Below are 16,856 nucleotides of genomic sequence, written 5' to 3' on the forward strand. Positions count from 1 at the left end.
CCGATCAGCCCCTCATCGCCAACGCCGTCTGCAACGCCCGTTTCGCCAGTTGTGCGAGCAGATGCCTGCGGTAGTCGGCCGATGCATGGAGGTCGTCGTTCGGCGAGACCTGGGAGACGACGATCTCGGAGAAGCGATCGGGCATCCGGTCGTCGAGCTCCAACGCGATGAGTTCCTCCTCCGCCTCTTTCAGCCGCCGCGGCGTATCGGCCACGCCCATCACCGCGACGCGCGCCGCCGCCAATCCGGACGGGCCGCGGAGCACGGAGACGGCGATGCTGGCGAGCGCAAAATCGCCGAACCGGCGCGCGACCTCCTCGAACGCCCAACCGTCCTGCTTCAGGATCGGAAACGCGACCTCCACCACGATCTCTTCCGGCTCAAGACAGTTCGTCAGGGCGTCGACGAAGAATTCCTTTGGGGTGATCCTCCGGCGGCCTGAAGGCCCCTGGACCAGGATCTCGGCGTCGTAGAATGTCGCGAGCATCGGGAGTTCGGCAGCGGGATCCGCATGGGACAGACTGCCACCGATTGTGCCGCGGTTGCGGATCGCAAGATGCGCGACGTGACGCATCGCCGCCGCAATCACCGGCAGCTTCGCGGCGATCAACGGTGAATGTTCCAGCTCGCGATGGCGCGTCAGCGCGCCGATGGCGATGCGGTCGCCGCGGTCCTCAATGTAGGACAATCCCTCGATGCGATTCAGGTCGACGAGCACGGTCGGACGCGCCATCCGGAAGTTCAACAGCGGCATCAGGCTTTGACCGCCGGCCAGCACCTTGCCTTCGCCGTTCGCGGCAACGAGCGCTTCGACGGCGGCTTCCACCGTCGACGGCACGACGTAGTCGAATTGGGCAGGCTTCATTGGGTGCCCTCCAAAGCTGTTTCCCTTCCGGACCTACGCGCCGCGGAACCGCGGCGACCGCTTCTCCGCGAACGCACGGCGGCCTTCCTTGAAGTCCTCGCTGTCGGCGGCTTCGTCGATGAGCCGCTGCGCCGCGGCCGGATCGAGCGCGCCGGCGCCCATCGAAAGCCGGTTCAGCATGTACTTCGCGCCGGCGATCGACAGCGGCGCATTGGCCGCCAACCGCTGCAGAAAGCCCTCCGCCGCGAGGCCTGCGTCTTCGTGCAGTTCGTCGATCAATCCCATCGACAGCGCCTGCTCCGCTGGGTAGCGGTCCGCTGAGTAGAGGATCCGCTTTGCGTTCGAAATTCCCGTCAGGGCCAGCAGGCGTTGCACGCTATGCAGGCCGTAGACGATCGAAAGCCTGGCTGCGGGGATGCCGAACGTCGCGGTTCGATCGCCGAAGCGGAAATCGCACGCCAACGCGAGATGGCAGCCGCCGCCGAGACAATAGCCGGAGATCGCGGCCACCACCGGCTTTCCGAGCACCGCAATCGCACCCGAGCAGGCGTCGACAGCAACCTCGTAGGCGGCGCTTTGATGCCTGTCGTCCCTGATCTCTTCGAATTCGGAAATGTCGGCACCGACCGAGAAATCCTTGCCCGCTCCCCGAAGGACGATGCCGCGAACCTCCCGGTCTCCGGCAAAGCCCGCGAAGATCTCGGCCATTTCGCGCCACATCGCCAACGTCACGGCATTCTTCACGGCAGGCCGATTCAGAATGACGTGAACGATGCCGTCGCGGCGCTCGATGTGGATGTCCTCCGACACGTAACCTCCCCGGCGCCCAGCCGATGAATCCCGGAAACTTTCCGGCGGACAGCCGGTGCTCCCTGTCACTTGCATAAGTAGACTAATTTATTCGGCCGCGTCAAGCCGCAAGAGCTTTTCGACGTTCTTTCCTCGTAAGTGGATGATCGGGAGGCCGGAATCGCCAAGCGAAGCGCGGCCGCGGCGTGCAGCGCCGGCTATCGCTTTCGGGAGCGATCGATCGCAGCGCCGCGGACCATGAGGGCGATCTGGCGGCCGACTTGGTCGACGCTGAGCGGGCCGCCTGCCTTGAACCAGAACACGGTCCAGTTCATGGCGCCGAGCATCGACAGGCGGAAGGCATGCCGGTCGCAGTCGGGATTGAGCGGAAGTTCATCGATCAGGCCCGCGAAGATCTGCTCATACTCGTCGCGCTGACGAACCAGCTTCCGGACGCCTCGAAGATTGTAGTAGCGCGGCGGGGTGAGAATGGCGCGGGTGACGCTGCCGCCGAGCAGGATACGGCAATGCGCGACGATCGCTTCCTCGAGCCGCGCCCACGGATCGGTAACCCCGGCGATCGCAGTTTCGACCTCGCGGCGCATCGCCGTCAGGCTCTCCTGATGCACCGTGAACAGCAGGTCTTCCTTGGAAGGAAAGTGATAATACAGCGAGCCTGACAGCACGCCGGATGCCGCGGCGATCTCCCGGATCGACGTGCCCTCGAATCCCTTGTGGGCGAACAGCCCGGATGCGGCAGCGATGATCTGCCGGCGACGGTCGGGCCCTCTCCGCAGCGATTTCGGCTTCTTCTCGCCGCCCTTCGCGCGCCCTTTGGGCTTCGTCATTCTCTTGTCAGCCGTCAACGGAAACAACCAGCCTCGCCGCTTTCGATTGCCGCCCATCTACACTTTTGAGCACATGTTGTCGAGAATTGTAGCCGGGCGCGACTGGTCCGTTGTGCGGCCTTCCGGACTTCGTAGCCGTCGTCGGCCCGCGGCGTCTTCCCTTGAACCGCAAGCCGGGCTCGCCGAAGGCGATGGCGGAGCAAAGCATCTGGCCCTTCGGCAGATGGTGCTCCTCCGGCGCGTCTTGCCTCCCGGCTCCGGGCGGCCGGGCATCGCGGTCTTCCCGGACAAGTCGTCCCCGATTCGGGTTTCTGACGGAGCATCATCCGCCGACAAATCGCGACGACTTGCTATTCAATCAAGCGAGCGATAGAATAAGAAAATGCGTCGCCAAGCGGCATTCCCCGGAGACTTTCGGCCTCGGGTGAGCTTACGGCGAAAGCGATCGGCAGGACAACGATCCGCCACCAGGAGGAGCGCCGTGAGCCACGGGACCAATCCGGATTTCGGATACGTTTGGCGCGACCTGCGGCGCCAACGGGAGGATGCGGGCCATTCGCCCGGCGCCGATGCCATCAAGGCCGCCGGGTTCGGCCAGGCGACGAACCGGATAACCAATCTCTCGCGGCGCAGAACCTGCTCGCGCAGACCTTCTCCAAATATCTCGCTGCGATGAACCTGCCGGCGCAGGCCAACGCCTTCCAGATCCCCGGAGCGCATCATGTCCGATTTCCTGATCGAGCATACGCCATCAGCCTACAAGTATCCGCTGCTGATCAAGCACCTGTTGCACGCTCCGATGACGCAAGCGGCAGACCAGGAGATCGTCTATCGCGACATCAGTCGCTACACCTATCGCGACCTTCACGAACGGATCGGCCGGCTGGCGGGCGCCCTGACGGCGCAGGGCGTCGTGCGCGGCGACGTTGTCGGCGTGTTGGACTGGGACAGCCCGCGTTATCTGGAGTGCTATTTCGCGATCCCGATGCTGGGCGCGACCTTGCAGACGGTCAACATCCGCCTGTCGCCGGAGCAGGTGCTGTTCACGCTCAACCATGCGCGTCCCAAACTGCTGCTCGTCAATGTCGAGTTTCTGCCGCTTGTCGAGCAGCTGCGCGACAAGCTGGAATCCGTCGAGAGCATCATTCTGATCTCCGATGACGGCAGCTTCCCCGCGGCGGCCGGCAAGGTCGCCGGTCGCTACGAGGAATTGCTGGCGAAGGCGTCGCCGGATTTCGCGTTCCAGGATTTCGACGAGAACACGCGCGCCACGATGTTCTATACGACCGGCACGACCGGCGTTCCGAAAGGCGTCTATTTCAGCCATCGTCAGCTCGTCCTGCACACGCTGATCGACCTGGTCGGCTTCGGCTCGCCGGCCCGGCAAGGCCGCTTCCACCGCGAAGACGTCTACATGCCGATCACGCCGATGTTCCACGTCCATGGCTGGGGGCTGCCCTATGCCGCGACCGCCGCCGGCGTGAAGCAGGTGTATCCGGGCCGCTATCAGCCCGACCTGCTGCTCGATCTCATCAAGACCGAGGGCGTGACCTTCAGCCATTGCGTGCCGACCATCCTCCAGATGCTGCTCTCGGCGCCGAACAGCAACGACGTCGACCTGTCGAAGCTCAAGATGGTGATCGGCGGCTCGGCGCTGTCGAAAGCGCTGGCCAAGGCTGCGATGCAGCGCGGCATCGACATTTTCGCCGGTTACGGCATGTCGGAATCCGGCCCGATCCTGACCATCGCGCAACTGCGCGAGCATGAATTGACCGGCAATCCCGACGCGGAGGCCGAACTGCGGACCAAGACCGGCACGCCCGTCCCGCTGGTCGATCTCCGCGTTGTCGACGACGCGATGAAGGACGTCCCGCACGACGGCAAGACCTCCGGCGAAATCGTGGTCCGCGCGCCCTGGCTGACCATGGGTTACCTCGGCAATCCCTCCGCATCCGAGAAGCTCTGGGAAGGCGGCTATCTTCACACCGGCGACATCGGCACCATGTCGGCCCATGGCGTGGTCCAGATCACCGATCGCATGAAGGACGTCATCAAGACCGGCGGCGAATGGATTTCGTCGATCGAGCTGGAGGATATCCTGATGCATATGCCGGGCCTCAAGGAGGCGGCGATCATCGGCGTCGCCGACCCGAAATGGGGCGAGCGTCCGCTGGCGATCCTGGTGACGGGTTCCGCCGACAGCATCGACAAGAGCGCGGTGCAGGCGCACGTCAAGGGCTACGCCGACAAGGGCGTGATCTCCCGCTTCGCCATTCCGGACCGCATCCTGTTCGTCGACGCGCTCGACAAGACCAGCGTCGGCAAGATCGACAAGAAGGCGCTGCGGGCAAAATACGGCGACGGCTGAGGTCGCAGATCGGCCTGACGCAACGCAGCAAAAACACCGATCGCAAGGAGGGAACAATGGCCGAGAAGACGATCATGGATATGTTTGCCGAGATCGGCAAGCAGTTCAACCTGCCGAAGATCGATTACGACGCCCTGCTGGAGACCCATCGCAAGAACGTCGAGGCGATGCAGGCATCGACGCTCGCGCTCTCGCAGGACGGTCGCGCGCTGCTCGCACTGCAGCAGGACATTCTCACCGACGTGACGCGCCAGAGCCGCGAGCTGATCGCCGAATTCAAGCCTCAAGGGTCTCCGCAAGAGGTTGCGGCCAAGCAAGCCGAGCTCGCGCGGCGCGCCTTCGACGCGGTGGTCAAGAACACCAAGGACATTGCCGAGCTGGTGCAGAAGTCGGGCGCCGGGGCGTCGACCACCATCATGAACCGGATCCGTGAAAGCATCGCCGAGGCGCGCGCGGCGATCGACGGCAAGACCACCTGATTTCTGATCTCAGCGTTCGCGCCAGCCGACGCCGGCGGCTGACCGGATGGACTCAGCGGCAAATCTGGCCGATCTTCGTGCCGGGAAATAAGACAGGAACGCGAGACACGGCCGACACCGACTGACGCACCGGAACTCAGGAACGGACATCACCATGAAAAAGGAAGACGTTCTCAGGCAGTACACCACCCCAACCGGCGCGCCGGCCTTCGTTCCCGGCCCCCATCGCTTCACCTCGCGCGAATATCTCAACATCACCTATCGCACGGACCGCGAAGCACTGGTGAGGCAGGTCCCGGAGCCGCTTGAGGTCGACGAGCCGCTGGTCCGCTTCGAGGTGATGAACATGCCTGACACCACCGGCTACGGCTCCTATGTCGAATGCGGCCAGGCCGCCGTGGTGCGTCACGGTGAGGAGAAGGGCGAGTACATCATCGGCATGTATCTCGACAATCTGCCGGCGATCGCCGCCGGCCGCGAGCTCAGCGCCTTTCCGAAGAAGCTTGGCTCGGCGAAACTGTTCGTCGATTCCGACACGCTGGTCGGCACACTGGATTACGGCGTGCTGAGCGTGGCGCGTGCCACCATGGGCTACAAGCACAAGCCCTACGATTTGGAGAAGGCGCGGCAGGAAATCTGCGTTCCGACCTACATGCTCAAGATCCTGCCGAGCTACACCAAGCGTCCGCGCATTTGCGAACTGGTGCGCACGCAGATCACCAATATCGAGGTCAAGGGCGCGTGGCGGGGCCCGGCGCGCCTGCAGCTGTTCGAGCACGTGCTCGCCCCGCTGGCCGATTTGCCGGTGCGCGAGATCATATCCGCCACCCACATTCTCACTGATCTCACTCTGTCGCCGGCCGCGGTCATCTACGACTATCTGACCGACACTGCGCCAGCCGTGGACAGGGGGTAAGGCCCATGCCCAACTCCCAGCAAGACATCCTCAACCGCTATCGCAAGACGGCGATCATCGGCGCCGGCGTGATCGGCGCGTCCTGGACGGCGGTGTTCCTGGCGCACGGATTGGAGGTCGTCGTCAACGATCCGCGCCCCGACGTCGATGGGTTCGTCCGCGACTATATCCGTAACAATCTGTCGACGCTGGAGGCGCTCGGACTTCCGACCGCGAACCTCGAGGCAAAGCTGCGGTTCGAAGCCGATCTCGACACCGCCGTCGCCGGCGCCGACCTGGTGCAGGAGAACGGCCCGGAGCGGATCGAGTTCAAGCAGGATCTGTGGGCACGCATCAGCAAGGTCGTCGGCGACAAGGCCCTGCTGCTGTCGTCGAGCTCGGCCAAGACCGCGACGGAACAGGCGCTGAAGTGCTCACGGCCGGAGCGGCTATTGGTCGGCCATCCCTTCAATCCGCCGCACCTGATCCCGTTGGTCGAGGTCGTGCCCGGCGAGAAGACCAGCGAGGACGCGGTCGCCGACGCCGTCGCCTTCTACACCGCGCTCGGCAAGGTACCGCGCGTCGTGCGCAAGGAGATGCCGGGCTTTGTCGCCAACCGCCTGCAGCGCGCGATCTTCCGCGAGTGTTGCTATCTCGTGATCCAGGGCGTCGTGAAGGTGGACGAGCTCGACGACATCGTCACCAGTTCGATCGGCCTGCGCTGGGCCGCTGACGGCCCGTTCCGCTCGTTCCACCTCGGTGGCGGCGCCGGCGGCTTCAGGTCGTTCTTCAAGCAGTTCGGCCCCGGCCTCAACGAGGCCTGGAAGAACATGGCGCCTGTCGATCTGAACGAGGCGGCGCAGGACAAGATCATCGCTCAGGCGGAAGCCTCGTTCGCGGCACGCCCGGCGGAGCAGCTGGAAAACGAGCGCGACGCCAAGCAGCTCGCGATCATCCGGGCACTGCGATCGGTCGCGACCGACCAGTAGCGCGCGATGCCATCGCGTCATCCGGGCAAAGCGGGACGTGAACCAGGGGAGGAACGAGATGGGACTTTTGTTCGAAGGCCTCAAGGTGATCGATTGCGGCAGCTTCATCGCGGCGCCGGCGGCGGCCACGGTCCTGTCCGACTTCGGCGCTGATGTCATCAAGATCGAACCGCCCGGTTCAGGCGATCCCTACCGCCATCTCACCAAATTGCCGGGCCATCCGAGGAGCGACCAGAACTATGCGTGGATGCTGGGCTCGCGCAACAAGCGCAGCCTCGCGGTCGACATGGCCAAGCCCGAGGGCCGCGCCGTGATCCAGCGCCTCGCCTCGCAAGCTGACGTCTTCATCACCAACTATCCTGCTTCCGCGCGCAAGAAGCTCGGCATCGGCTACGAGGCCTTGGCGGGGCTGAACGACCGGCTGGTCTACGCCTCGTTTTCCGGGTACGGCGACAAGGGCGCCGAGGCGACCAAGCCCGGCTTCGACGTCACCGCATGGTGGGCGCGTTCCGGCCTGATGGATACGGTGCGCGCCTCGTCGCAATCCGTGCCGGTGCGTCCGGCGAACGGCATGGGCGATCACTCCGCGGGCTTCACGCTGTTCTCCGGCATCGTGATGGCGCTGTACCAGCGCCAGCTCACCGGCAAGGGGACCGAGGTCAGTTCTTCCCTTGTCGCCAACGGCCTGTGGGCCAATGGCTACAACGCGCAAGCCGCGCTGTGCGGCGCGACCTTCACCGACCGCCCCGCGCGCGAAGTCGCCTTCAATGCGCTGACGAATTATTACAGGTGCCGCGACGGCCGCTGGCTGATCCTCACCATCCTCAACGAGGAGAAGCAGTGGCCGGACTTCATGAAGTGCCTCGACCGCGAGGACCTGATCGAAGATCCGCGCTTTGCCAAGAAGGTGGACCGCCTGACCCGCTCGAAGGAGCTGATCGCGCTGCTCGACAAGGAGTTCGAGAAGCACGACCGTGCGGAATTCCGCAAGCGCCTGACCGCAGCCGGCATCGTGTTCGACGTGGTGGCGACGCCCGAGGACATTCCGACCGACCAGCAATTGCTCGACAACGACATCCTGGTGCCGTTCTCCGGAAGCGAGACCCGCACCATCGACAGCCCGATCTCGCTGCGCGGCGTGGACAAGGTGCAGCCGCGGATGCCGCCCTCGGTCGGGCAACACACCGACGACGTGCTGAAGGAAGCCGGATTCGACGCAGCGGCCATCGCGCAGATGCGCGCGGCGGGTGCCGTCGGCTGACGGCCATCGACGCCAGGGACGTTTCAGTTTTCAGGAGCGACGCATGAAGATCGAAGAGCTGTTTTCCGTGAAGGGCAAGATCGCGGTGGTGACCGGCGGCAGCCGCGGCCTGGGGGAGATGATCGCCCGCGCCTATGTCGAGAACGGCGCCAAGGTCTACATCACCGCGCGCAAGGCCGACGCCTGCATGGCGCTGGCCGAGGAACTGTCCAAACATGGCGAATGCATCGCCATTCCGGCCGACCTGTCGCGAATGGACGAGATCGAACGGTTCGCCGCTGAACTGCGCAAGCGTGAAACGAAGCTGGACATCCTCGTCAACAACGCCGGCGCGAGCTGGGGCGCGCAATTCCACGAATTTCCGGAGAACGGCTGGGACAAGGTCATGGACCTCAACGTCAAGTCGGTCTTCTTCCTGACGCAGAAGCTGCTCGATCTGTTGGAGGCGGCAGGATCCGAGAAGGCCTATTCGCGGGTCATCAACATCGGCTCGATCGAGGGCATCCGCACCACGCATCTCGAAGCCTACTCGTATGCCGCGTCGAAGGCCGGGGTCAATCACCTCACCCGCATCATGGCCAAATTCCTCGCGCCGAAGCACATCGCGGTCAATGCGATCGCGCCCGGCTATTTCCCATCCAAGATGACGGATGCGATCGACGAACACGGCTCCCGCCAGGTCGTTGACGACGCTCCGATGAAACGCATGGGGGCGCCGGAGGATATGGCGGGGATCGCGCTGTACCTGGCGTCGCGCGCCAGCAGCTTTGTGTGTGGCGCGGTCATTCCGGTCGACGGTGGGCTCGCCACGACTGCGTAGGGTTTGCCTGACGCAACGCGAAGGGCGGCACACCAGCGGCGTCCGCCCTTGCCGGCGTCAGGACTTATCGTCGGTCGGATCCGCCACCTTGACGATCGCCAGCAGCAGCAGGCCTGAGAGGATATACGCCGCCACGATCAGGTAGGTGCTATAGAGCGAAGAGTCGGTTTCCGCCGTGATGTAGCCGGTCACCGACGGGGCAACTGCCGGACCGAGATTGCCGAGGCTGCTGATCAGCGCGATGCCTCCCGCGGCGCTGGCCTTGGACAGGTACTCGGTGGTCGTGGTGAAAAACAGCGGCGTCGCGGAGACGAAGCCCAGTCCCGCCAAGGTCAGACCGATCACCGAAGCCAGCAGATTGCCGTGGGAGAAGGTGATGGTCATCAGTCCCAGCGCCGCGACCACGACGCAGGCGACGTAATGCCAGCGCCGCTCGCGCGTCTTGTCCGAATGGCGCCCCATCAGCACGGTGCCGATGATGCCCGCGATCTGCGGCAGGGTGGCCAGCAGCCCGACCTGGAACAGGTCGGCGACGCCCCAGCTCTTGATGAGCGAGGGGATCCAGAACACCATCGTATAGGTCGCGCCCAGCAGCAGGAAATAAGTGAACGCCAGGCCGTAGACCTTCGGATCCCTGATCATCTGCCAGAAGTTGGCGTGAGACGAGGACTCGACGTCCTTGTGATCATGGTCGAGTTGGTAGCGGACTTTGGCCTTGTCGTCGGCGGTCAGCCACTTCGCATCCTCGGGTCTGTCAGGAAGATAGAAATAGGCGACGAGGCCGAGGATCGAAGCAGGCAATCCTTGCGAGATGAACAGCCACTGCCAGCCATGCCAGCCATCGATATCATTGAGATACTTCATGGTCGCGCCGGACAGCGGACCGGCGATCACCGAAGCGATCGCCGTCGCGGTCATGAACATCGCGATGATCTGACCGCGACGGGCCGAGGGATACCAGTAGGTCAGGTACAGGATGATACCCGGGAAGAAGCCGGCTTCGAGCACGCCGAGCAGGAAGCGCGCGACATAGAACTGCGTGGGTGTCTGCACGAAGGCCATGGCGACCGCGACGATGCCCCATGTGAACATGATGCGAAGCAGGGTCTTGCGGACGCCGATGCGCTCCAGCAGCAGGTTGCTCGGCACCTCGAACAGGAAGTAGCCGACGAAGAAGATTCCCGCGCCGAAGCCGTAAGTCGCATCGCTGAAGGTCAGCGTCTGCTTCATCTGGAGCTGGGCGTAGCCGATGTTGATGCGGTCGAGAAACGCGACGACGTAGCACAACATCAGGAATGGCAGGATGCGCCAGCCGATCTTCGAATACAGCTGCGCGAGAGCACCGCTCTGCCCCTGGCTGTGAATGCTGTCGACGCTCGTCGTGCCTATGGACATTCGTCACTCCCCTGGTTGGCATTCGCCTGGAGTCTGCGCCCCAGTTGAGAATGGATTTGCCTGGACGTGCGGGTCGACGCCGCTTCCATCGTGTTGCGACGCGGCGGAATTCACATTCTTGTTATTCTAACAGTTGCTTGATTGATTAGCAATCAACGGCTTCAGGCCGGCCGCGCGGCCAGCTCGGCTTGAGCGCGCTGCGCTGCGATGGGCAAAGGCTCGATCAATTCGACCCTTCTGGGCCCCAACCCACCGTTTGAACGACGGCCGGAAAGGTGTGGCTTCGCCTCCGGCGTTTGCGCCTCAATGCCGTGAGGAGTTTTGGGGCTCAAGTTAACCTGGGAATGAAGATCGTTTGCTACACGGTGGGCTCGATCCGGAACCCGACATCGAGTCGCGGCTGATCGTGGCGAGTGCAAAATGATCGAACTTCGCGTTGGAGACAGCCGGGCGTTCTTCGAAGCGCCGTTTCACGCCTATCGCCCCGGCGATGGTTACGTATCTCCGTTACGCGGCGATATCCTGCGCATGCTCGATGCCAAGGCGAACCCGCTCTGGCTTTCGGGCAATCCGTTTCGCTTCTGGACCGCACACCGACAGGGTCGCCCGGTCGGGCGCATCATCGCGCACGTTCATGGCCAATCGAATACGCGACACGGGACCAATCGAGCCCAGTTCGGATTCTTCGACTGCGCCGACGACGCGGAGGCTGCGGCTGCCTTGCTCGACGCGGCCGCCTCGTTTGCCCGCCAGTCAGGCAAGACGGAACTGGTTGGGAATTTCAACCTGACGGCCATGCAACAAGCCGGTGTCGTGACCGACGGGTTCAGTGCGCGCGCCTATACGGACATGGTCGTCAATCCGCCGCACATTCCGGCCTTGCTTGCCGCCAACGGCTTCGAACCGTTCTTTCCGATGACGACCTTCGAACTCGATATGCGGACTGTGGCGCCACAGACGCGCGCGCTCGACCCTTCCGCGGGATTCAGCTTCGCGCCGATCGAACGGCGCAGCTTTCCGGAACGGATGGAGCAGGCGCGTCTGGTGCTCAACGGCGGCTTCGATAAAAATCCCATGTTCGTGCCGCTGACACCGGACGAATTCCAGTTTCAGGCTGGTGAGATGATGTCGATCCTCGATCCCCGTCTGTCTTCGGTGCTCTTGAAGAACGGCCGTCCCGTCGGAACGATCGTGTGCATTCCGGACCTCAACGGCTTGCTTGCCGCCACGCGATCGCGGATCGGCCTGCTGACGCCTTTTCATTATCTGCGCTATCGGTTACGCCGCCGCCGCGCGGTCATCATCTTCTATTCGGTGATCCCCGATCTTCATGGGCAGGGCGTGATGGGCGCGATGCTGGCCCGCACGGTGACGGCCCTGAAGGATGCCGGCTACGAATCGCTTGGCGTCACCTGGATCAGCGACGTCAACGCTGCGAGTCTTCGCCAAATGGAGCGTTTGGGTGCGCGCCCGTTGCAGCGCCTGCACCTGTTTCGCAAGGGATTGTCATGACCCGCGACGATGTGACGGTCTGAACCAGAGCGTTTTCGAGCGAAAGCCTTTCCCGGACTTGATCCGGGATGGCCCCCGGTTCGCGTGAAGAAAACGCGTCAAAACAAAAAGCTAGAGCAGTTTCAGATACTCGATAAGATCGCGCTTGTCGCCTGCATCGAGCTTCTCTCCGAAGCGATGCCCACTATTGTTCCTGCCTGGCGTCGCCGTGTCTATCAAGGCCGGCATCGAAAAAGGTTTGTAACCGCCGGGATAGTTGCCGGTCTCGTCGAGCTTGAGCCCGACTTGCTCGAAATCAAGCGCATGACCGCCGACATTGAATCGCCGGGGTCGCGTATCCGGAGACAGCAGCGAAGTGAGCGTCGGCACCGAACCGTTATGCAGATAGGGCGCTGAGGCCCAGATGCCGGTCAGCGGAGGGGCCGCATAGTTGCCTCCGCGGGCCACCGCGATCTTCGATCCATAGCCGGTCCGGGTGATCGCCGCTGCGAGCGGCTCATCGAATAGTTTGGCGCGCAATCCGTCGGTGCCGACATCGCCGATCCAGTTGGGAAATTCGACTGCGTGGCATAGAGCTGGCGACCGTGTTCGGCACGATCCCTGTCGATGGCGCCGGGGAATGGCTGCGGCCTGTAACTCTTGAGGAAGGCCATCACGTCGACGGCCTCTCCAATATTGCCGAGAGCGGCATCGGGATGGACGCCCATGCTCGGCACGGTAAAGAAAGTCATGATCGTCGCAAGCGACTTCAGATGCGTATCGTCGAGCCCGCTTGCCGTCATCGGCATCTGACGCGCCGGGCCGGGCACGGTATAGGCTCCGTCCGCGAGCAGGCTTGTCCGCCATACCCGACTGCCGAGGTCGGGAATCGAAACGACCCCTGCATCGTCGGCGCCATTGCCGGCGAGGGGAACGCCGAGCGCAAATTTGAGCGCGGCGACGCCATTGGTGCTGCCCGGCGTGCCGTTCGGAAACGGCAGCGGCTTTTCGATGTTGCCGAGATCGGCAATACGCCGCTCGACCAGCGGCAGCACAAACCAGCGCAGGCTTTGTTTTTCGCCCCAGCTCATATCCGGAAAAAGGACGTCGACGGCGGCAATCAACTGTTCGGGGCGTTTGATCGCGTTGCGCGTGGCACGGAAGACCGCGAGCGTGTAGGCCTCGATATCCAGGGAAGTATTGGGCATGCCAAGCCATGTCCGGCGCGGATCAGGCGTTCCGTCCGCTCCGTAGGTGACGCCGGCGTGGCATGCCGCGCAACCGAGATTGGCCACGCGGATTTTTGTCCCAGCAAGCGGAGCCAGATCGCCGTAGGAAAATCCAAGCGGCAATTCACTGGAGCTTTTCGAAACGCCGAGGGGGCGATTGGCGACCTCGGCGCCAGGAAAAAAGCCAAAGCCAGCCAGTGTCGCATCCAGTGTTGATCGAGCCAACGTCGCACTTCTATCGCGCGCCTGGGCGTCGAGCACCAAAGCGGCAGCGACGAGCCGCCAGGGCAACGCATGCGTTCGCAGCGCGTCCAGGCCTATTCCGCCGAAGCCTGCGCCCTCAAATGCCGCAGCGCCTCTTGCCTCCGCGGTAGCGTCGGCCGAAACCGAAGGGCGGGAAAGCGATTCGGTCGTCGTACGCGCCGTCGCCCAAAGCAACGAAGCGCCTGCCAGCGCGACGGCGATAGCTGCGAGGACAAATGAGCGCCGTCTCATGGCCGCATGGCTCCCGTCATGACGTGCCGAGATCAACGAACGCGTCCGGCTGCTCCCATTGCGGATAGTGGCCGCAGCGATCACTCAGCTCAAGCTTGGCTTGGCCCAGTGGCATCATGACCCGTTCGCGATGAAGCGTGGAAAGAACGATCCTGCTTGTCCAAGCTGGTCTGTAGAAAGCGCCCATTTTGGAGGACATCCAGCCGGCTGGCGGAGAGAGTGGGATTCGAACCCACGGTACGGTTTCCCGCACACACGCTTTCCAAGCGTGCGCCTTAAGCCACTCGGCCATCTCTCCGGGAGGCCCTCTCTTGAAGGGCCGGGGCGGATTTTGCAAGGGAGCGCGGGGCCGGAGCGCGAAATTTCCCCAATGGATTGAAAAGATTGGGTAAATTTGCGGTGACGGCAGCCGCGCACCGCGGCCTCACGTGCCTCTGCGAGAGATTTTGGCCGGCTGCGGGTCAAAGACCGGCGCAAATCAATTGATACAGCCGACCGATCCGTCCTCCGTCATTCCGGGGCATGCGAAGCATGAGACCGTAATCTATTTCGCCGCTTGTTCCGTGCTCCGATGGATTCCGGGCTCAACCCTGCGGGCTGCCCTCAGATGCGCAATTGCGCGCCCGGGAATGACGGGTCGATAGAGCCGCAGCCCCCCGCCACTGAGTTGCCCGACGGCGCAAGCCCTTCGCGTAAAAATATTTCGCTTTATCAGAAATGCAACTCAGTGTATGAATCTCCCGTCTCACCCGATCGAGGGGCGCTGCGCATCGTCACGGGTGTTGCGGTGAGATGCGGTGGACGCCGAGCGCGCAGTCGACGAATGCGCGTGAAGCGGACGGTGAAGTCGTGTGGTCCTGACGCCCTAGCGGCCGGTGTCCCCCGCGAGATGCGAAGCATCTTCGCGAGGCGGTGACAAACAAGCCCAGTCTCGCCGGGGAGAGCGCGAAATAAGCCGTAACCCATCGCGCAGGGAAAGCCGGATTGCTCCGGTTACACCTGTGGTCCTACCCCTGTGCTTTTTTGTTGCACAGGGCCCATGGGTGCAATCGGCACCCGGCTTTCCCTGCGCCCTCTGCTCAACGAGAGGGCGGAACGAAATGCAAAGCTCGGGCGGATCATGTCGCGAGAACGTGAAGCTGCGTCCCCACCACAGCCATCATCGCCCGGCTTGACCGGGCGATCCAGTACGCCGCGACCTCTCGGTTCAAGCACCCCTGTCTCTGGAATACTGGATCATCCGCATGCGCGGGTGATGACACCGAACATGCTGTTTGACAGTTGAATCGGACGACGACGATGCACGAGGACGGGCAAGCGCAAACGTGCCCATCCTGCTATGCGATGCGACTAGTGATATCGCGCGGCAAGATCCGCCGTGCGGCGCGGCCACAGGCTCGGTGGCTCAGGCAGCGCCGCGTTTCCCGCACTGTGCGTATCCTGCAGCGCCTCGATGAAGTCCGCGAACCATTGCTGGATGGTGCCGCTGTTGAGCTTCTCCATCATGGCTTCCCAGCGCATCCGCCGCTCGGTCAGCGGCATCGCGAGCGCCGTCGCCAAGGTGCGCGCCATACCGTCGATGTCGTGCGGATTGACCAGCAGCGCAGCGTCGAGTTCGTTCGCCGCGCCGGCGAATTTCGACAGCACCAGCACGCCGGGATCCGCCGGATTTTGGGCTGCGACATATTCCTTGGCGACGAGGTTCATGCCGTCCTGCAGCGGCGTCACCACACCGACCTGCGCGGTGCGGTAGAGGCCTGCGAGCACGCCCTGGCCAAAGCCCTTGTTGAGGTAGCGGATCGGGGTCCAGTCGACCTCGCCATGCTCGCCGTTGACGTCGGTGACGAGCTTTGCCACCTCGCTCTGCAGATTGCCGTAAGCCTCGATCGCGCCGCGCGAGGGCGTTGCGATCTGCAGCAGCGACACCGAGCGCTTCAGCGCCGGGTGCAGCGTCCACATCTTGTCGAACGCCTTGATGCGGTTGACGAGGCCCTTGGAATAGTCGAGCCGGTCAACGCCGATCGCGAGCTTCTCGCCGTTGAGGCTGCGCCGCAGCCGCGTCACGTCGGGATGCATCATCGCCTTGGTCGCCTGCTGCGCGAATTTGCCGGGATCGATGCCGATCGGAAACACCGCGGCGCGGGTGTGGCCGAACGACGAGTTGATGACGCCGTCACGCACCTCGAACGCAAGCTCGTGCTGCACGTAGCTCAGGAAGTTCTCGCAGTCCTCGTCGGTCTGGAAGCCGATCAGGTCGTAGGACAGCATCGCTTCGATCAGCGCGCGATGGTTGGGCACGCCTGCGATCACCGCGCGCGCCGGCCATGGCGTGTGCAGGAAGAAGCCGATCGGCTGCGTGACACCGAGATCGCGCAGCTCGGCGCCGAGCGCGAGGAAATGATAGTCCTGGATCCAGAACACGGAATCGTGCTTGCGGAAGCGCAACAGCGCGCGCGCCATGAACGCGTTCACTTCGCGATAGCTCGTGTAGTCCTCGTGCGAGGCGCGAATCAGATCGGCGCGCGAATGCATCGCAGGCCACAGCGCCGAATTGGCAAAGCCTTCGTAATAGCCGCCATAGTGCGCGGCCGGCAGATCGAGCATCGCCAGCGCGCCCGCACCGAGAGCTTCGACCTCTGCGAAAGGTTCCTTGTGGTTCCCGTCGCGGACACGTCCGCTGGAACCGACCCATATTGCCCCTGTCTTTTCCACCACCGGCAACAAGGCCGCAGCCAGCCCCCCCGTCATGGGTTCATTGGGTTTTCCGCGCGAGACGCGGTTCGATACGACGACGAGGTTCACCAGGTCCCCTCCTGTTGGTCAACTCGCGTATTAACAACCATTCATCAAGATGGTTCCTGATCAAGGAATCTCCCAATTGAAACCAAATTCTGGCGAACGCGCACGGAACTCGCGGGAACTCGCGAAAAGA

General features: G+C 63.4%; 15 protein-coding genes and 1 tRNA gene. 7 read left to right on the forward strand and 9 right to left on the reverse strand.

Features of this window, described 5'->3' with window-relative positions:
• Window positions 1–4 precede the first annotated feature (4 nt).
• The 4 genes from WDM24_RS39770 to WDM24_RS39785 all read right to left on the reverse strand — a co-directional run bounded on the left by WDM24_RS39770 (window position 5) and on the right by WDM24_RS39785 (window position 3,225).
• Entirely contained in the window at window positions 5–865 is an 861-nt protein-coding gene (locus WDM24_RS39770) for an FAD binding domain-containing protein (RefSeq protein ID WP_166299846.1), read from the reverse strand.
• Between the two features lie 33 nt (window positions 866–898).
• On the reverse strand, window positions 899–1,675 hold the full coding sequence (locus WDM24_RS39775) for an enoyl-CoA hydratase-related protein (RefSeq protein ID WP_338693121.1): 777 nt from the start codon (window positions 1,673–1,675) through the stop codon (window positions 899–901).
• Window positions 1,676–1,872: 197 nt separating this feature from the next.
• Complete coding sequence (locus WDM24_RS39780) at window positions 1,873–2,502, reverse strand: TetR/AcrR family transcriptional regulator (RefSeq protein ID WP_051346175.1); 630 nt, start codon at window positions 2,500–2,502, stop codon at window positions 1,873–1,875.
• 354 nt (window positions 2,503–2,856) lie between these two features.
• Entirely contained in the window at window positions 2,857–3,225 is a 369-nt protein-coding gene (locus WDM24_RS39785; RefSeq protein ID WP_338829587.1) for a hypothetical protein, read from the reverse strand.
• Here WDM24_RS39785 and WDM24_RS39790 point away from each other — a divergent pair.
• The 6 genes from WDM24_RS39790 (at window position 3,224) to WDM24_RS39815 (ending at window position 9,314) form a co-directional block, all read left to right on the forward strand.
• A complete protein-coding gene (locus tag WDM24_RS39790) occupies window positions 3,224–4,870 on the forward strand; it encodes a fatty acid--CoA ligase (RefSeq protein WP_338693127.1) in 1,647 nt (548 codons plus the stop codon). The genes WDM24_RS39785 and WDM24_RS39790 overlap by 2 nt on opposite strands.
• Window positions 4,871–4,926: 56 nt before the next feature.
• Window positions 4,927–5,349, forward strand: a complete 423-nt coding sequence (locus tag WDM24_RS39795) for a TIGR01841 family phasin (RefSeq protein ID WP_338829588.1) — start codon at window positions 4,927–4,929, stop codon at window positions 5,347–5,349.
• 154 nt (window positions 5,350–5,503) lie between these two features.
• Window positions 5,504–6,265 carry an acetoacetate decarboxylase gene (locus WDM24_RS39800; RefSeq protein WP_338693133.1) on the forward strand — a complete coding sequence of 254 codons (762 nt, stop codon included), beginning with the start codon at window positions 5,504–5,506 and terminating at the stop codon, window positions 6,263–6,265.
• Between the two features lie 5 nt (window positions 6,266–6,270).
• Entirely contained in the window at window positions 6,271–7,233 is a 963-nt protein-coding gene (locus WDM24_RS39805) for a 3-hydroxyacyl-CoA dehydrogenase NAD-binding domain-containing protein (RefSeq protein WP_338829589.1), read from the forward strand.
• A 58-nt stretch (window positions 7,234–7,291) separates the two neighbouring features.
• Entirely contained in the window at window positions 7,292–8,494 is a 1,203-nt protein-coding gene (locus WDM24_RS39810) for a CoA transferase (protein WP_338693138.1), read from the forward strand.
• 43 nt (window positions 8,495–8,537) lie between these two features.
• Complete coding sequence (locus tag WDM24_RS39815; RefSeq protein WP_338693140.1) at window positions 8,538–9,314, forward strand: SDR family oxidoreductase; 777 nt, start codon at window positions 8,538–8,540, stop codon at window positions 9,312–9,314.
• 57 nt (window positions 9,315–9,371) lie between these two features.
• On the opposite strand, the gene WDM24_RS39820 is transcribed toward WDM24_RS39815, so the two are convergent.
• Window positions 9,372–10,709 carry an MFS transporter gene (locus tag WDM24_RS39820; protein ID WP_338829590.1) on the reverse strand — a complete coding sequence of 446 codons (1,338 nt, stop codon included), beginning with the start codon at window positions 10,707–10,709 and terminating at the stop codon, window positions 9,372–9,374.
• A 420-nt stretch (window positions 10,710–11,129) separates the two neighbouring features.
• Between WDM24_RS39820 and WDM24_RS39825 the strand changes: the two genes are divergently transcribed.
• The gene (locus WDM24_RS39825; protein WP_338693144.1) at window positions 11,130–12,221 is read left to right on the forward strand and encodes a GNAT family protein; all 1,092 of its coding nucleotides are present in this window, start codon (window positions 11,130–11,132) and stop codon (window positions 12,219–12,221) included.
• A gap of 111 nt (window positions 12,222–12,332) precedes the next feature.
• On the opposite strand, the gene WDM24_RS39830 is transcribed toward WDM24_RS39825, so the two are convergent.
• The 4 genes from WDM24_RS39830 to otsA all read right to left on the reverse strand — a co-directional run bounded on the left by WDM24_RS39830 (window position 12,333) and on the right by otsA (window position 16,726).
• Window positions 12,333–12,668 carry a hypothetical protein gene (locus WDM24_RS39830; RefSeq protein WP_338829591.1) on the reverse strand — a complete coding sequence of 112 codons (336 nt, stop codon included), beginning with the start codon at window positions 12,666–12,668 and terminating at the stop codon, window positions 12,333–12,335.
• Complete coding sequence (locus tag WDM24_RS39835) at window positions 12,632–13,924, reverse strand: hypothetical protein (protein ID WP_338829592.1); 1,293 nt, start codon at window positions 13,922–13,924, stop codon at window positions 12,632–12,634. Before WDM24_RS39835 ends, WDM24_RS39830 begins: the two co-directional genes overlap by 37 nt.
• Window positions 13,925–14,132: 208 nt before the next feature.
• A tRNA-Ser gene (locus tag WDM24_RS39840) sits at window positions 14,133–14,222 on the reverse strand.
• A gap of 1,052 nt (window positions 14,223–15,274) precedes the next feature.
• Window positions 15,275–16,726, reverse strand: a complete 1,452-nt coding sequence (gene otsA / locus WDM24_RS39845; protein WP_338829593.1) for an alpha,alpha-trehalose-phosphate synthase (UDP-forming) — start codon at window positions 16,724–16,726, stop codon at window positions 15,275–15,277.
• Window positions 16,727–16,856 lie beyond the last annotated feature (130 nt).

The organism is Bradyrhizobium sp. 27S5 (assembly GCF_037217225.1).
GTDB lineage: Bacteria > Pseudomonadota > Alphaproteobacteria > Rhizobiales > Xanthobacteraceae > Bradyrhizobium > Bradyrhizobium septentrionale.

What these genes read in the sequence shown, in the direction of transcription:
- WDM24_RS39770 (WP_166299846.1), bottom strand. Translation starts at nt 865, where the DNA reads ATGAAGCCTGCCCAATTCGACTACGTCGTGCCGTCGACGGTGGAAGCC.
- WDM24_RS39780 (WP_051346175.1), bottom strand. Translation starts at nt 2,502, where the DNA reads ATGACGAAGCCCAAAGGGCGCGCGAAGGGCGGCGAGAAGAAGCCGAAA.
- WDM24_RS39790 (WP_338693127.1), top strand. Translation starts at nt 3,224, where the DNA reads ATGTCCGATTTCCTGATCGAGCATACGCCATCAGCCTACAAGTATCCG.
- WDM24_RS39785 (WP_338829587.1), bottom strand. Translation starts at nt 3,225, where the DNA reads ATGATGCGCTCCGGGGATCTGGAAGGCGTTGGCCTGCGCCGGCAGGTT.
- WDM24_RS39795 (WP_338829588.1), top strand. Translation starts at nt 4,927, where the DNA reads ATGGCCGAGAAGACGATCATGGATATGTTTGCCGAGATCGGCAAGCAG.
- WDM24_RS39800 (WP_338693133.1), top strand. Translation starts at nt 5,504, where the DNA reads ATGAAAAAGGAAGACGTTCTCAGGCAGTACACCACCCCAACCGGCGCG.
- WDM24_RS39805 (WP_338829589.1), top strand. Translation starts at nt 6,271, where the DNA reads ATGCCCAACTCCCAGCAAGACATCCTCAACCGCTATCGCAAGACGGCG.
- WDM24_RS39810 (WP_338693138.1), top strand. Translation starts at nt 7,292, where the DNA reads ATGGGACTTTTGTTCGAAGGCCTCAAGGTGATCGATTGCGGCAGCTTC.
- WDM24_RS39815 (WP_338693140.1), top strand. Translation starts at nt 8,538, where the DNA reads ATGAAGATCGAAGAGCTGTTTTCCGTGAAGGGCAAGATCGCGGTGGTG.
- WDM24_RS39820 (WP_338829590.1), bottom strand. Translation starts at nt 10,709, where the DNA reads ATGTCCATAGGCACGACGAGCGTCGACAGCATTCACAGCCAGGGGCAG.
- WDM24_RS39825 (WP_338693144.1), top strand. Translation starts at nt 11,130, where the DNA reads ATGATCGAACTTCGCGTTGGAGACAGCCGGGCGTTCTTCGAAGCGCCG.
- WDM24_RS39835 (WP_338829592.1), bottom strand. Translation starts at nt 13,924, where the DNA reads ATGAGACGGCGCTCATTTGTCCTCGCAGCTATCGCCGTCGCGCTGGCA.